Consider the following 15,554-nt stretch of genomic DNA (forward strand, 5'->3'; position numbering starts at 1 on the left):
CGGCCCTGATGCGGGCGTACGCCGTCGCCAGCCAACCACCGACCGGACCCGTCTACCTCTCGATCCCGCTGGACGACTGGGAGCAGACCGCCGACTCGCTGCCTCGGCCCGGGGGACGAGGGTGTCGCCACTACCCCCGTTGGCGGTCGGTCAGAGCCGCTCGACCACGTAGTCGATCGAGGCGGTCAGGGCCTCCACGTCGGCGGGCTCCACCGCCGGGAAGAGGGCGATCCGCAGCTGGTTGCGGCCGAGCTTGCGGTACGGCTCGGTGTCCACGATGCCGTTCGCGCGCAGCGCCTTGGCGATGGCGGAGGCGTCCACCCCGTCGGCGAAGTCGACGGTGGCGACGACGTTGGAGCGCAGCGCCGGGTCGGTCACGAAGGGCGTGGCGACGGACGAGCGCTCGGCCCAGCCGTACACGATGCCGGCGCTCTCGGCCGTGCGCTTGGTCGCCCAGGCCAGCCCGCCCTGGGCGTTCATCCAGTCGGTCTGCTCGGCGGCCAGGAAGATGGTCGCCAGCGCCGGGGTGTTGTACGTCTGCTCCAGGCGAGAGTTGTCGATCGCCGTGACCAGGTCCAGGAAGGCCGGGATGTACCGGCCGGACTCCTTGATTTCGGTGGCGCGCGCCAGGGCGGCCGGGGACATGAGCGCGATCCAGATGCCGCCGTCCGAGCCGAAGCACTTCTGCGGCGCGAAGTAGTAGACGTCCGTCTCGCGCACGTCGACCTCCAGGCCGCCGGCACCGGAGGTGGCGTCGACCAGCAGCAGCGCCTCCGGGTCGGCGTCGGCGACGCGCCTGATCGGCACGGCCACGCCGGTGGAGGTCTCGTTGTGCGGGGTGGCGTAGACGTCCACGCCCGCCTCGGCGACCAGCGCCGGCGCCGTGCCCGGGTCGGACTTGCGCACCGTCGGCTCGCCCAGGAACGGCGCGTCCTTCACCGACTTGGCGAACTTCGCGCCGAACTCCCCGAAGCTGGCGAACTGCGCCCGGTCCCGGACCAGCCCGAAGGTGGCGACCTCCCAGAAGGCGGTGGTCCCGCCGTTGCCGAGGACCACCTCGTACCCCTCCGGGAGGGAGAAGAACTCGGCGAGGCCGCGGCGCAGCCGGGCCACCTGGTCGCGGACCGTCTTCTGCCGGTGGGAGGTGCCGAGGTACGTCGTCGCGACGTCCGCGAGCGCGGATACCGCCGCCGGGCGGACCTTGGACGGCCCGCAGCCGAAGCGGCCGTCGGCGGGCTTGATCTCGTCGGGGATCCGAATGGACGATACGTCAGCCACGGTTATCGAAGATCCTTCCGGGTGGGCCTGCGGCCCGGTGAGCTGGCGGGCGCGGTATCCGGCTCCGCGGCGTCCGGGACTGCCTCGTGGATCTCGGTGCTTGCGAGGCACCCCCGCCGGCCGGCGGACCCGGTCCGAGCAGGTGGTCCGGCGACGCTGCCGAGCACCCATCCTCGCACCTGTCCCGGCCGGTGGACGCCGTGGTCCCACGGACGCGGCTGAGGCGTACGACACATCTGCCCCGAGGTATGCGGAAGGGCCCCTTCCCATCCTGAAAGGGGCCCTTCCGCGCCGCTCGGGCGCCGGTCGGCTCGGGCGCCGGCCGGCTCTGGTGCGCGTGACTCGGTGTCGGTCGGCTCGGGCGCTCGTCGGCTCAGACGCCGTGCGGGATGGCGTCCCAGCCCTCGACCTCGGTGGGCTTGCGCGGGCCGCTGCCCACGTACCGGGCGGAGGGGCGGACCAGCCGGCCCAGGCGCTTCTGTTCGAGGATGTGCGCCGACCAGCCGGCCACCCGGGCACAGGTGAACATCGAGGTGAACATGTGCGCCGGCACCTCGGCGAAGTCGAGCACCACGGCCGACCAGAACTCGACGTTGGTGGCGAGCACCCGGTCGGGCTTGCGGGCGTGCAGCTCCTCCAGCGCGGCCTTCTCCAGCGCCTCGGCGATCTCGAACCGCGGCGCGCCGAGCTCCTTGGCGGTACGCCGCAGCACGCGCGCCCGGGGGTCCTCGGCCCGGTAGATGCGGTGCCCGAAGCCCATCAGCCGCTCGCCGCGGTCGAGCACGCCCTTGACGTACCCCTCCGCGTCGCCGCTGCGCTCGACCGCCTCGATCATGTGCAGCACCCGGGAGGGCGCGCCGCCGTGCAGCGGGCCGGAGAGCGCGCCGATGCCGGAGGAGATGCAGGCGGCGGCGTCGGCGCCGGTGGAGGCGACGATCCGCGCGGTGAAGGTGGAGGCGTTCATGCCGTGCTCGGCCGCGGAGATGAAGTAGGCGTCGACGGCCTTGACGTGCCGCGGGTCGGGCTCACCCCGCCAGCGCTTCATGAAGCGCTCGACGATCGTCTGCGCCTTGTCGATCTCCTTCTGCGGTACGGCCGGCAGCCCCAGCCCGCGGGCTGACTGCGCGACGAAGGAGAGCGCGGTGACCGAGACCCGGGCCAGGTCCTCCCGGGTCTGCTCGTCGGTGATGTCCAGCAGCTGGTTGAGCCCCCAGTACGGGGCGAGCATCGCCACCGCCGACTGCACGTCGACCCGGATGTCGCCGGAGTGCACCGGTACCGGGAACGGCTCCGCGGGCGGCAGCCCGGGGCCGAACCGCCCGTCGACGAGCAGCGCCCAGACGTTGCCGAACGAGACCTGTCCGATCAGGTCCTCGATGTCGACGCCCCGATAGCGCAGCGCGCCGCCCTCTTTGTCGGGTTCGGCGATCTCGGTCTCGAAGGCGATGACACCTTCCAACCCCGGTTTGAAGTCGGACATTCTGCTCTCCTGGCTCGGGTTCTCCGCGCACCCCGGGGGCTCGTCCGGGCGGCCCGGTGGAGCTACTTAGGCGATCCTCAGGGATGTATTCGTGCCATCTTGCCTGTTGGGTAACTGACTTTGCGACCCTGCGCGGCTGTGCTAAGTCCGACATCCCCGCGCGGGCCGGGCGCGCGTAGGGTCGGCGCCGGTAAATTCGCTGGCCAGTATGCGATTCATGCAGGTCAGAGCGGGTGTGACCAGGGATGGTGCGTGATGGGGGACACAGTGGAACCGGCGGCGATGCGGATTGACTACGCCGAGGAACGGGGACTCTCCCCGGCCGAACTCGCACCCGACTGGCCGACCCAGTTCGGCCGCTGGTTCGCCGAGGCCGTCGCGGCCGGGCTGCCCGAGCCGAACGCCATGGTGGTCGCCACGGCCGACGGCGCCGGCCGGCCCAGCGGCCGTACCGTCCTGCTGAAGGGGTACGACGCGCGCGGGCTGGTCTTCTACACGAACTACGAGTCGCGCAAGGGCACCGAGGCGCTGGCGAACCCCCATGCCAGCCTCGTCTTCCCCTGGTTTCCCCTGCACCGGCAGGTGGTGGTCTGCGGCGGGGTGGTCCCGGTCGAGCGCGCCGAGACCGAGGCGTACTTCGCCAGCCGGCCGCGCGGTTCGCAGCTCGGCGCGTGGGCCAGCCCACAGTCCCGGGTCGTGCCGGACCGGTCGGCGCTGGAGGCGGGCCTCGCGGCCGCTGCCGCCCGCTTTCCCGACGGCGAGCCCGTGCCGCCCCCGCCGCACTGGGGCGGGCTGCGGGTGGTGCCGGAGACGGTGGAGTTCTGGCAGGGGAGGACCGGGCGGCTGCACGATCGACTGCGCTACCGTCGCACCGATGAGGGAGAGTGGATCATCGAGCGGCTAGCGCCTTGACCAGTGTCAGTAGTAAGGACAGTAAGGACCGGCGAGGGAACCCGGCGGGTACGACCAGCCGTTGGCGCTCCGCCCGCTGGGCGATCGACGTACGGCCGTTGCGCGTGCCCGCGTACCGGCGGCTCTGGCTCGGCTCGGGCGTGTCGAGCTACGGCTTCCAGTTCACGGCGGTCGCCGTACCGGTGGAGATGTTCACCCTCACCCGGGACTCGCTCTGGGTCGGCCTGATCGGCATCGCGGGGCTGGTACCGCTGCTGATCTTCGGCCTCTGGGGCGGCGCGGTGGCGGACGTGGTCGACCGGCGCCGGCTGCTGCTGGCCGGCTCGGCGCTGCTCTGGTGTTCCACCTTCGGCCTGCTGCTCCAGGCGCTGCTGCGGGTCGGCAGCCCGGTGCTGCTGCTGGTGCTGGTGGCCGTGCAGTCCACCGCCTTCGCGATCAGCTCGCCGACCCGGCAGGCGATCATCCCGAGGCTGGTTCCGCCGGAGCTGGTGCCGGCCGCGAACACGCTCGGCTTCACCACCTCCACGGCGGGCGAGGTGCTCGGCCCGCTCACCGCCGGCCTGATCTTCGCGGCCTGGTCGGGCACGGTGGCCATCCCGATCGCCTACGCCGTCGACGCGCTGCTCTTCACCGTCTCCGTCTGGGCGACGCTCCGCCTGCCGTCGATGCCGCCCGAGCCGGACCCCGACGGCGGCGCCCCGCGCCGGGCCGGGCTGCGCAGCATCGCGGACGGGTTCCGCTACCTGGCGACCACCCGGGTGCTGCTGCTCTCCTTCGCCGTCGACATCATCGCGATGGTGCTGGCCATGCCGCGCGCCCTCTTTCCGGAGGTGGCCCAGGAGCGCTTCGGCGGCGGGGCGGCCATCGGCTGGCTCTACAGCGCCATCGCCATCGGCTCCGTCCTGGGCGGGCTCACCTCCGGCTGGCTCAGCCGGCTACGGCGGCAGGGCGTGGCCCTGGTCGCCGCGGTGGTCGCCTGGGGGGTGACGATCGCGCTGGCCGGGCTGGCCCGGCAGTTCTGGCTGGTGATCGGCCTGCTCGCGCTGGCCGGCGCGGCCGACCTGGTGAGCGCGGTCTCCCGGCAGACACTGCTCCAGGTTTACGCCCCGGACCGGCTGCAGGGCCGGTTGCAGGGGGTGAACATCGTGGTCGTCTCGGGCGGTCCGCGCCTGGGTGACCTGCGGGCCGGCGCGACGGCCGCGGCGTTCGGCGTCGGTACCGCCTGGGTGGGCGGTGGCATCGCGGCGGCCGTGCTCGCCGGTGTGTTGGCCGTCACCTTCCCGGCGCTGCTGCGTTACCGCGCGACCAGCTGACCCCGCGCGAGGCTCGGACCGGCAGGGCCCGGCGGTGCCGTGATCGCCGCCGTGATCGCCGCCGGACCGGCTGAGCCCGCGCGGGACGCGACTGGCTGAGCCTGCGCCGCGTGGCCGCCCGGACCGGCTGGGCCCGCGCGGGACGCGACGCCGCCCTCGCCGGCTCCGGGGCGCGGTGCGCGCCGCCGTCCGGGCGCGACCCGGCGGTACCGGATATCGTCCCAGCATGGGAAACGTCGAGTCGGGCCCGCGCCGCCCTTCCGGTACACAGTGGACGATCGCCTCGGGCGGCCAGGAAGCCGTCGTGGTCGAGGTCGGCGGCGGGCTGCGGAGCTACCAGGTCGACGGCGTGCCGTACCTCGACGGGTACGGGGAGGACGAGCTCTGCGTGGGCTCGGCCGGGCAGGTGCTCGCGCCCTGGCCCAACCGGATCCGCGACGGCCGGTACGCCTTCCAGGGGCGGAACCTCCAGCTCGCGCTGACCGAACCGGCCCGGCAGAACGCCGTGCACGGGCTGGTCAACTGGATGCCCTGGCACCTGGTCGAGCAGGCCGACGACGAGGTCACCATCGGCTGCGAGCTGCCCCCACAGCCCGGCTACCCCTGGTCGCTGAGCCTGCGTACCCGCGCCCGGGTGGGGGCGGAGGGGCTGCGGGTCAGCCACGAGGCGACGAACACGAGCGCCGAGCCCTGCCCGTTCGGGCTGGCCGTGCACCCGTACCTGCGGGTGCCCGGGGTGGCCGTGGACGACCTGCTGCTGCGCGTACCGGGCCGCAGCCGACTGCTGGTCGACGGGCGGCTGCTCCCGATCGGCGAGGCGAAGGTGGCCGGAAGCGAGTACGACTTCACCGAGCCGCGCCGGATCGGCGACCTGGTGCTCGACACCCCGTTCGGCGACCCGGAGCCGGAATCGGACGGCACCTTCGCCGCGAGCCTGGCCAGTCCGGACGGCTCGACCGTGGTACGCGTCGACGCCGACGCGTCCTTCGGCTGGTGGCAGGTCTTCACCGGGGACACCCTGACCGGCGAGCGGTACCGACGCTCGGTGGCGGTGGAGCCGATGACCTGCCCGCCGGACGCGTTCCGCTCCGGCCGAGACCTGATCGTCCTCGCGCCGGGCGAGACCTGGCGGGGCGGCTGGGGCATCACCGTCACGACGCCCGCCTCGTCGACGCCCCCCACCCCGTCGATCTAGGGCAAATCCGCGTTAGTCGATCGCCAATCACGACGATATGCCCTAGATCGGCGAGGGAAGTGCGAGGGAAGTGCGAGAGGAGCGCGGGTGGAGTTCGCCGAGGTGGTACGGCGGCGCCGGATGGTGCGCAACTACGACCCGGACCGGCCGGTGCCGCCCGAGGTGGTCGAGCGGCTGCTCGCGCACGCCGTACGGGCCCCGTCGGCCGGGTTCTCCCAGGGCTGGGGCTTCCTGGTGCTGGAGTCCGCCGAGGACCGGGCGCGCTTCTGGGCGGCGACCACGCCCGAGACGGCGGGCCCGGGGCGGTGGCTGACCGGGATGCGGCGGGCGCCGCTGATCGTCGTACCGCACTCGAACCGGGGCGCCTACCTGGACCGGTACGCCGAACCGGACAAGGGCTGGACCGACCGGGACGAGCGGCGCTGGCCGGTGCCGTACTGGCACATCGACGCCGGCTTCGCGGCGCTGCTGATGCTGCTGACCGCCGTGGACGAGGGGCTCGGCGCCTGCTTCTTCGGCATTCCCCCGGAGCGGGAGGCGACGTACCGGGAGGAGTTCGGCGTACCGCCCGAATTCACGCCGATCGGCGCCATCACCATCGGTTACCGCGCCGCCGACCACCGGTCACCGTCGCTCCGGCGCGGTCGGCGACCGGTCGAGGAGGTCGTACATCGCGGACAATGGAGCTGATCCAGCCGCGCCGGGTCCGGTTCTCCCGCGCCCCGGGGCGGCCCGGTTGCAGGCAACGGCAGTAACGAAGCTGACATCCTGGAACAAACCGCGATGTCGCCCGTGGTCGCTAGGCTGGCACGGGTCGTCGGTACGGCGCGTCGCGGTGTGTCGCGCGCCGGCGACGCGGGAAAGTCAGCTCGGTCATGGGGAGGGGAGCGTGCCGTCGTGATCTTCAAAGCGGTTCGGGACGGACGTCCTTACGCCGACCACGGGCTCACGCTGAAGCAGTGGGCGGAGATCCCGCCGCGCCCGTTGCGGCTCGACCAGTTGATCACGACCAAGCGGGAGTTGGCGCTCGACAAGCTCCTCGCCGAGGACTCGACCTTCTACGGTGACCTCTTCCCGCACGTCGTGCAGTGGAACGGCGGACTCTACCTGGAGGACGGCCTGCACCGGGCGCTGCGCGCCGCGCTGCAGCAGCGCAACCAGATCCACGCCCGGGTGCTGGTGCTGCCGGCGCAGTGACCCGCCCGGCCGGGCCCCGGCCGGGCCGCCGTGCGGCGCCGGCGCTGATCACTCGTTAAGGTGACTCCCATGGCCCGGGTCCTCCCGCTCGATCTGCTCGACCTCGACGACTCGCTCACCGACGAGGAGCGCCAGATCCGCGCCGTCGTGCGCCAGGTGGTCGACGACCGGGTACGCCCGCACGTCGCCGGCTGGTACGAACGGGGCCAGGCGCCGGTACGTGAACTCGCCCTCGAATTCGGCAGGCTCGGCCTGCTCGGCATGCACCTGAGTGGGTACGGCTGCGCCGGCGCCTCCGCGGTCGCGTACGGGCTCGCCTGCCTGGAGCTGGAGGCGGGCGACTCGGGCGTCCGCTCCCTGGTCTCGGTTCAGGGTTCGCTCGCCATGTACGCGATCTGGCGCTACGGCAGCGAGGAGCAGAAGCAGCGCTGGCTGCCGTCGATGGCGGCCGGCGAGGCGATCGGCTGTTTCGGCCTCACCGAGCCGGACCACGGCTCCGACCCGGCGTCGATGACGACCCGCGCCCGCCGGGACGGTACCGACTGGGTCCTCAGCGGCACCAAGATGTGGATCACCAACGCGCCGGTCGCGGACGTGGCGGTGGTCTGGGCGCGCACCGAGGCGGGGATCCAGGGCTTCGTCGTACCGATGGGAAGCCCCGGCGTGGCCGCCCGGGAGATCCGGCAGAAGCTCTCGCTGCGCGCCTCGGCCACCGGCGAGCTGGTGCTGGACGAGGTGCGGCTGCCGGCGGAGGCGGCCCTGCCCGAGGGGACCGGGCTGCGGGCGCCGCTGAGCTGCCTCACCGAGGCGCGGTTCGGCATCGTCTGGGGCGCGCTCGGCGCCGCCCGCGAGTGCCTGCACGTGGCGCTCGACTACGCGGTCGGCCGGGAGCAGTTCGGCCGCCCCATCGCCGGCTTCCAGCTCACCCAGGCCAAGCTCGCCGACATGGCCGTCGAGCTGCAGAAGGGCTACCTGCTCGCGCTGCACCTGGGCCGGTTGGCCGACGCGGGACGGCTGCGGCCCGAGCAGGTCAGCGTCGGCAAGCTGAACAACGTACGCGAGGCGCTCGCGATCGCCCGCCAGTGCCGGACCATCCTCGGCGCGAACGGCGTCAGCGGCGAGTACCCGGTGCTGCGGCACGCCAACAACCTGGAGAGCGTGCTGACCTACGAGGGGACCGCGGAGATCCACCAACTGGTAATCGGACAGCGGCTGACCGGCCTCTCCGCCTTCGCCTGACGCCCGCCGCGCGGGGCCCGGCGCCCGCCGCGGGCCGCCCGGCGTCGGGCGGCGCGCCGCCGGGTACGCCGTCACCCGCTCCTGCGGTCGCGACTGTCGCACCCTGGCCGTACCGTTTGCGTTAGGCAGTTGTCTGATGAGGACGGTGAGGGTGATGTCCGGCAACGGCGAGATCAACCAGCCCACCCGCGAGTTTCCGGAGTACGCGAAGGGTCAGGCCACGCTGCCCGCGAAGCCGGGCACTGCACCGTCGACCGGCGACGACGCCCTCGGCTCGGTCGGCGAGCCGGCGCCGTCGAACCCCGAACTGGTCGACGCCCCCACCCGCGGTCGCGGGCGCGGGCTGTTCTGGCTGGCCGGGATCGTCGGCCTCGCGGTCGTGCTGGTGCTCGGCGTGCAGGCGGCCGGGCTCTGGCCCAGCTGGCGCAACCCGTTCGCCCAGGAGACCACCGACCGCAGCCAGCCGCCGCTGCTCAAGTCGATCCAGGACCTCAGCCGCTACGTGGCCGCCGAGGGGAACTTCCAGGTCGTGATCGACCTGCAGAAGGACCGCAAGTACGTGCCGGACTTCCTGCTCAACGACCGGACGCTCTTCGTGGGCGCCGGCAGCGTCGAGTGCTACGTCGACTTCTCCAAGATCGCGGAGGGGGCGATCACCGAGTCGGCCGACCGGAAGTCGGTGGAGATCAAACTGCCCGCGCCGCAGCTCGGTGAGACCAACCTCGACCTGGAGCACAGCTACGTCTTCGCCGAGGACCGGGGTCTGCTCAACCGCCTGGGCGAGGTGTTCGGCGGCGACCCGAACCGGCAGCGTGAGGTCTACCAGCTGGCCGAGGAGCGGATCGCGGCCTCGGCCCGGGACAGCGGGCTGCCGGACCGGGCCCAGGAGAACACCCGGAAGATGCTGGAAGGGCTGCTCCGGTCGCTGGGCTACGAGAAGGTCACCATCAGCTACGTGGCGGCCTAGCCTCTGCCCGGCCGGCCCGTTCCGGCCGGACACCGCCGACCGGTGAGCCGGTCGGCGGTGCGGGTCGTCCGGGATTCGACGGCGGAACGGACGGCCGGGTCGAGAGGCGATGGACTGGGGCACTTCGTCCCGGGGACACCAGGTATTCTCCTACGGGTCTTGGGCGGACCCGGTCGGAGCGTAGGCGTCGCGGTATCGTCCAGCGCGGTACAGCATCGACGGCCACCGACTGGCCGTGACATGGCCCGGCGTCGCCGTGCCACCCAGTCCGAACCCAATCTTGGAGAACGCCTGTGGCACTCCCTGCTGCCAAGGACGAAGTCGAGGTCACCGTCCTCCTGCCGTGCCTCAACGAGGCTGAGACACTAGAGGTCTGCGTAACCAAGGCCATTCGGGCGCTGAACGAACTCGGCGTCGTCGGCGAGGTCCTGGTGAGTGACAACGGCTCGACCGACGGGTCCCAGGAGATCGCGACCCGCGCCGGTGCCCGCGTGGTGCACGCGCCGATCCGTGGCTACGGCGGGGCGCTGCTCAACGGCATCGACCAGGCCCGTGGCAAGTACGTGATCATGGGTGACGCGGACGACTCGTACGACCTGTCGAACCTTGAGCCGTTCATCCGCGAGCTGCGCGCCGGGCACGACGTCGTAATGGGCAACCGCTTCCGGGGTGGCATCGCCCCGGGCGCCATGCCGCCCCTGCACCGATACCTGGGCAACCCGGTCCTCTCCTGGCTCGGCCGGCGGCTCTTCGGCCTGCGCAACGTCGGCGACTTCCACTGCGGCCTGCGCGGCTTCAACCGGGACCGCATCCGCGACCTGCACCTCTGCATGCCGGGCATGGAGTTCGCCTCCGAGCTGGTGGTGCGCGCCGCCCTGAACAAGTACGACATCGTCGAGGTCCCCACCACCCTCCAGCCCGACGGCCGCAGCCGCGCCCCGCACCTGCGTACCTGGCGGGACGGCTGGCGCCACCTGCGCTTCCTGCTCGTCTTCGCGCCGCGCAAGACCCTGATCAACCCTGGGCTGATCTTCTTCGTGCTCGGCCTGCTCGGCACCGCGGCCCTCTCCTTCGGCCCGATCCGGATCGGCAGCGTCGGCTTCGACATCAGCACCATGGTCTACACCTGCCTGGCGATGCTGGTCGGGGCGCAACTGCTGCTCTTCGGCGTCTTCGCTCTGATCTACGGGCACACCGAGGGCATCACGAACCAGAAGCAGGTGGCCTGGTGGGCCCGGCTCGTCCGGTTCGAGACCTGCACCGCCGGTGGTTTGATCCTGATTCTGCTCGGTCTGGCCGGTTCGATCCTCGCGGTCTCCGCCTGGGGCGCCAGCGGCTTCGGCGACCAGGACCTGGCCGAGACGCTGCGCGTGGTCCTGCCCTCCTCGACCGCGATCGGGCTCGGCGTGACCGTGCTCTTCGCCGGGCTCTTCGCCAGCCTGCTCAGCCTCCGCCCGATCGAGTCGCGGACGGGGACCAAGCAGCCGCAGGTCGAGTCGGTCGAGGCCGCGGACGCGGACCTCGCCCGTACCGGTAGCTGACCTCCGCCATGACGTTGAGGACGCGGTCGAGCGAGCCGGAACCGGTGAATCCGGAGCCGACGAGCGAACTGGTCCCGTCCGGCGCCGCCGCTCCGGCGGCGGCGCCGGACCCGGCCACGCCGGGGACGTCCGGCGCGGGCAGCGCCGCCGCCCCCGCTACCGTTGACCCCGTGCTCGCGCCGGTACCGGAACCCGATCGGGCCGGCGACCAGGCCGGATCCGCGGATCCGGCCGAGCCGGACGCGACCGAGCCGGCAGCCGCGCCGGCGCCAGCGCCGCGACGCGGTGCCCTCGGAGGGCTACTCAACGGCGGTACCGTCGCGGTGCTCACCTGGCTGATCGCCACCCCGGTCGCCTTCGTGATCCCGAGCGTGGTCAGCCGGGACCCCTTCTCCGCCGGCGCCACGACCGTACCGATCGCCGGGGCGCTCTGCCTGATCGTCGCGGTCTTCCTGCTCGCGACCCGCCGGTCCGGGCAACTCGTCGCCGGCCTGGCCGCCGGGCTCGGCTCCGCCTGGATCGTGCTGATGCTGCGCTCGGCGCTCTACGGGACGCCGTTCGGCTTCGGCGGGCTCTTCGGCGACATGGGGCGGATGTCCGCCTCGGCCACCCGGTACACCACCACGCTGGCGAGCACCGACACGCTGATCCCGTCGCTGCCCTCGGAGTACCCGCCGTTCTACGCCTGGCTCGTCGGGCGGGCCTCGGTGCTGCTGCACGAGCCCGCGTGGCGGCTCGTCGCCGACGCCGAGGTCCTCTTCACCTCCGCCGCCGTGCTCGGCGCGTTCCTGATGTGGCGCCGGCTGGTGTCGCCCTGGATCGCGCTCGCCATCGCCGCGATCGGGCTGGTCACCTGGTCCGACCCGCGCAAGGCGTTCGAGGTGCTCACCCTCGCGATCTTCGTACCGTGGGTGCTGGAGGTCTTCGCGCGGACGCCGCGCCGGATGCACTGGCTGCCGGCGGGCCTGATCGGCGGCCTCATCGTGGTGACCTACCAGGCGTGGATGGTCTACTCGGCGATCGGGGTGCTCGCCCTCGTCGTGATCGCCTGGCGGGACCGCGCCACCCGCTGGTCCTACCTGCGCCGGCTCGGGCTGATCGTCGCGGTCGCCTTCGTCGCCTCGTCCTGGTACGTGGTCCCGTTCGTCTGGGCCTCGCTCACCAAGGGCGGCCAGTCGATCTCCGACCTCTACGTGTCGCGCGGCATCAACATGGGGATCTTCCCGTTCCTGGACGGGTCGCCGATCGGGCTCCTGCAGTTCGTCGGCCTGGTGGGCCTGGTCTGGCTCTGGCGGTCGGCCTGGTGGGCCCGGCCGCTGGGCCTGATCGTCATCGGGGTCTACGGGTACCGGCTGCTCTCGATGCTCCGCTACGGCCTCACCCAGCACACCGGCTTCCTGCACTACACGGCCCGGCTCTACGGCGTCATCTTCACCATCGCCGGGATCCTGGTGCTGGCGCACGTCGCGCCGATCATCCTCCGGCGGCTGCGCCCGGCACCGCCCCGGATGGCCACCGCGGCGCTGCTCGCGGTCGCGCTCGCGGCCTCCGCGATCACGTTCACCATGCGGTGGATGCCGGAGAGCGGCAAGAGCTTCCCGGGCGGCAGCTACGCCGAGACCAGCGGGTACGCGGCCGCGGCCTTCGCCGAACCGCTGCCCGGCGGCGGCTACCCGAAGTACGCGCCGAGCAAGGGGCGCCGGCCGTGGTTCCCGGTGGACCAGGTCCAGCAGGCGGTCGAGCGGGTGCTCGGCCCGAAGCCGGACCCGGTGACGCTCTCCACCGACGACCGGCTCTTCTCGTACCTGCCCTGGCCCGGTTACCTGGACAACGACCGGACCGCGGGGAGCACGCTGTCGCGCTGGGACGACCGGCGGGCGGAGATCCGTACCCTCGCCGGCATCAGCGACCCGCGCCAGTTCGCGGAGCGCAGCGGGGACACCCCGTTCGGGCCGATCGACGTCTTCGTGCTCCACAAGGAGGCGGGGACCTGGAACTGGCAGGACGAGCAGGCGTTCCAGCCGACACAGTTCTCGCCGCAGTACTGGACGATCGTGGACGGGCTGCCGGAGGAGATCGTGGTGGCGATCCGGCGCTGATCTTGTTGGTGGCGGTGCGTCGTGGTCGGGGTTGTGAGGACCGTTCGTTGCTCGCGGTGCGTCGTGGGGCGGGTGGAGGGGTGGGGCCGCCAGGCCCCGCTCAGCCCGTCACGCTTGATGTCTTCGCGGGGCACGGCGGCCCCCACCCCTGACCTGGTCGCTCTTCGCCGGTCCGCTCGGGCGCCGCGTCCGGGTGGAGCGGGCCGAGTTCCGGCACGTCGCGCCCTCGGCGGATGGCTCCTGCACCGACCCGGTTCGCTTGGTCGAGCCGGATCGGCGCCCGGCGCTCGTGCACCGTGGCGGTCCTTCGCGTCCGGCCCGGTCCGCAACTGGTGGACCGGGCCGGTGCGTGTTCGGGTCGGTCAGTGGGCGGCGTTGGCGAGGTAGCGGTCCTCGTTCGGCATGATGATCCACAGGGCCAGATAGATGATCACCTGCGTGCCGGGCAGGAGCAGCGAGAGCACGAAGAGCAGGCGCACGAGGCCGGTGGAGAGCCCGAACCGGCGGGCGAGCCCGGCGCAGACGCCGGCGATCATTCGGTTGTCACGGGGGCGGACCAGCTTGCGACTCATCGTCTCTTCTTCTCCAACTCCGCGGCGGTTGCGCCGCACCTGCCATCCACGGTATGAACCGCCGGCCACGCCGGCCTCCGACCGGAGGCGGATTCGCGGGACCGGCACCCGTAGGTGCTGTACCCCGGCTGGCCGGCCGGGAAGCCGGGGCGCAGGATCGGGGTAGGCTCGCCGCCGGTCGGCGCAGTTGGCGATGGGGGTAGCGATGATCAGCGTCTTTGATCTGTTCACGGTGGGGATCGGGCCGTCCAGCTCGCACACCGTCGGGCCGATGCGAGCGGCGCGCACCTTCGCCGCCGGGCTCAAGGCGGACGGGCTGCTGGTCGAGGCGGCGCGCATCCAGGCGGAGCTGTTCGGTTCGCTCGGCGCGACCGGGCACGGGCACGGCAGCGACCGGGCGGTGCTGCTCGGGCTCGCCGGCGAGCTGCCGGAGACGGTGGAGACCGACGGGGTGCCGGAACGGATCGCCGCCATCCGGGCGACCGGGCGGCTCGACGTGCTGGGCGCGCACGAGATCGACTTCGACCACGACCGGGACCTGGTGCTGCACCGGCGCCGCTCGCTGCCGTACCACCCGAACGGGATGATCTTCACGGCGTACGACCGGAGCGGCGCGGTGCTGCGGGCCCGCACGTACTACTCCGTCGGTGGCGGCTTCGTGGTGGACGAGGCGGCGGCTGGCGCGGACCGGATCAAGCCGGACCCGACGGTGGTGCCGTACCCGTTCACGACCGGGGTGGAGCTGCTGGAGATGGCGGCCGAGGCGGGGCTGTCGATCAGCGACGTGATGCTCGCCAACGAGCGGGCCTGGCGCAGCGAGGCCGACATCCGGGCCGGCCTGCTGGAGATCTGGCGGGTGATGCGGGAGTGCGTCGAGCGCGGCTGCCACACCGACGGCGTGCTCCCGGGCGGGCTGCGGGTACGCCGCCGCGCCGCGGAGCTGCGCCGGGGTCTGGAGGCCGACGACGCCGGCCACTCGTACGGCGACGCCGGGCCGGGCGGCGCCCGGGCGACGGGTGCCGGCGGGCCGGGCGACCCGTTGCGGGTGATGGACTGGGTCACGCTCTTCGCGCTGGCGGTCAACGAGGAGAACGCGGCCGGCGGCCGGGTGGTGACCGCGCCCACCAACGGCGCGGCCGGGATCATCCCGGCGGTACTGCACTACTACGACCGGTTCGTCCCGTCCGCCTCGCCCGAGGGGATCATCCGGTTCCTGCTCGCCGCGGCGGCGATCGGCGTGCTCTTCAAGGAGAACGCCTCGATCTCCGGGGCGGAGGTCGGCTGCCAGGGCGAGGTGGGTTCGGCCTGCTCGATGGCGGCGGCGGGCCTGGCGGAGGCGCTCGGCGGCACGCCGGAGCAGGTGGAGAACGCGGCCGAGATCGGCATGGAGCACAATCTCGGGCTCACCTGCGACCCGGTGGGCGGACTGGTGCAGATTCCGTGCATCGAGCGCAACGCGGTGGCGAGCATCAAAGCGATCACCGCCGCCCGATTGGCGTTGCGCGGTGACGGTGTGCACGCGGTCTCGCTCGACAAGGTAATCAAGACAATGCGGGAGACCGGTGCCGATATGAAGGTCAAGTACAAGGAGACCGCGCGCGGGGGCCTCGCGGTGAACGTGATCGAGTGCTGAGCGTAGCGGCCTTGTCCGCTTACTTCCCTGGATTCCTTACTGCTAACCTATGGCGCGTCAAGCGGCCCGCCGGAGCGGGCTCGCCGCCGCGGGGTACGCCGTGTCCGTCGGACCCGGCCCAGACACGC

General features: G+C 72.5%; 13 protein-coding genes. 10 read left to right on the plus strand and 3 right to left on the minus strand.

Annotation, left to right across the window (positions count from 1 at the left end):
• Positions 1–150: 150 nt before the first annotated feature.
• Both serC and AB0J86_RS19255 read right to left on the minus strand, forming a co-directional pair.
• Entirely contained in the window at positions 151–1,278 is a 1,128-nt protein-coding gene (gene serC / locus AB0J86_RS19250; RefSeq protein WP_363858834.1) for a phosphoserine transaminase, read from the minus strand.
• A gap of 373 nt (positions 1,279–1,651) precedes the next feature.
• On the minus strand, positions 1,652–2,758 hold the full coding sequence (locus tag AB0J86_RS19255) for a citrate synthase 2 (protein ID WP_363858836.1): 1,107 nt from the start codon (positions 2,756–2,758) through the stop codon (positions 1,652–1,654).
• 255 nt (positions 2,759–3,013) lie between these two features.
• Between AB0J86_RS19255 and pdxH the strand changes: the two genes are divergently transcribed.
• From pdxH to AB0J86_RS19300, 9 genes are all read left to right on the plus strand, one after another.
• Positions 3,014–3,670 (plus strand): pyridoxamine 5'-phosphate oxidase, encoded by a 657-nt coding sequence (gene pdxH / locus AB0J86_RS19260; protein ID WP_363858838.1) that lies wholly within the window; start codon positions 3,014–3,016, stop codon positions 3,668–3,670.
• A 98-nt stretch (positions 3,671–3,768) separates the two neighbouring features.
• Complete coding sequence (locus tag AB0J86_RS19265; protein WP_363858840.1) at positions 3,769–4,983, plus strand: MFS transporter; 1,215 nt, start codon at positions 3,769–3,771, stop codon at positions 4,981–4,983.
• A gap of 226 nt (positions 4,984–5,209) precedes the next feature.
• Positions 5,210–6,178, plus strand: a complete 969-nt coding sequence (locus AB0J86_RS19270; protein ID WP_363858842.1) for an aldose 1-epimerase family protein — start codon at positions 5,210–5,212, stop codon at positions 6,176–6,178.
• An 87-nt stretch (positions 6,179–6,265) separates the two neighbouring features.
• Entirely contained in the window at positions 6,266–6,868 is a 603-nt protein-coding gene (locus AB0J86_RS19275; protein WP_363858844.1) for a nitroreductase family protein, read from the plus strand.
• 207 nt (positions 6,869–7,075) lie between these two features.
• On the plus strand, positions 7,076–7,375 hold the full coding sequence (locus AB0J86_RS19280; protein ID WP_363858846.1) for a type II toxin-antitoxin system VapB family antitoxin: 300 nt from the start codon (positions 7,076–7,078) through the stop codon (positions 7,373–7,375).
• A 69-nt stretch (positions 7,376–7,444) separates the two neighbouring features.
• On the plus strand, positions 7,445–8,614 hold the full coding sequence (locus AB0J86_RS19285; protein WP_363858848.1) for an acyl-CoA dehydrogenase family protein: 1,170 nt from the start codon (positions 7,445–7,447) through the stop codon (positions 8,612–8,614).
• Positions 8,615–8,750: 136 nt separating this feature from the next.
• Positions 8,751–9,581, plus strand: coding sequence for a DUF4230 domain-containing protein (locus AB0J86_RS19290; RefSeq protein WP_363858850.1), 831 nt, complete (start codon positions 8,751–8,753; stop codon positions 9,579–9,581).
• 293 nt (positions 9,582–9,874) lie between these two features.
• Positions 9,875–11,122, plus strand: a complete 1,248-nt coding sequence (locus tag AB0J86_RS19295; RefSeq protein ID WP_363858852.1) for a glycosyltransferase family 2 protein — start codon at positions 9,875–9,877, stop codon at positions 11,120–11,122.
• 170 nt (positions 11,123–11,292) lie between these two features.
• Positions 11,293–13,221 (plus strand): arabinofuranosyltransferase, encoded by a 1,929-nt coding sequence (locus AB0J86_RS19300; protein WP_363858854.1) that lies wholly within the window; start codon positions 11,293–11,295, stop codon positions 13,219–13,221.
• A gap of 362 nt (positions 13,222–13,583) precedes the next feature.
• Here AB0J86_RS19300 and AB0J86_RS19305 read toward each other — a convergent pair whose 3' ends face one another.
• Positions 13,584–13,793, minus strand: coding sequence for a PspC domain-containing protein (locus AB0J86_RS19305; protein ID WP_363858856.1), 210 nt, complete (start codon positions 13,791–13,793; stop codon positions 13,584–13,586).
• Positions 13,794–13,998: 205 nt separating this feature from the next.
• Here AB0J86_RS19305 and AB0J86_RS19310 point away from each other — a divergent pair, with 205 nt between their 5' ends.
• Complete coding sequence (locus AB0J86_RS19310; protein ID WP_363858858.1) at positions 13,999–15,426, plus strand: L-serine ammonia-lyase; 1,428 nt, start codon at positions 13,999–14,001, stop codon at positions 15,424–15,426.
• The last annotated feature ends 128 nt before the right edge of the window (positions 15,427–15,554 follow it).

Source organism: Micromonospora sp. NPDC049559, assembly GCF_040676675.1.
GTDB lineage: Bacteria > Actinomycetota > Actinomycetes > Mycobacteriales > Micromonosporaceae > JBFAPK01.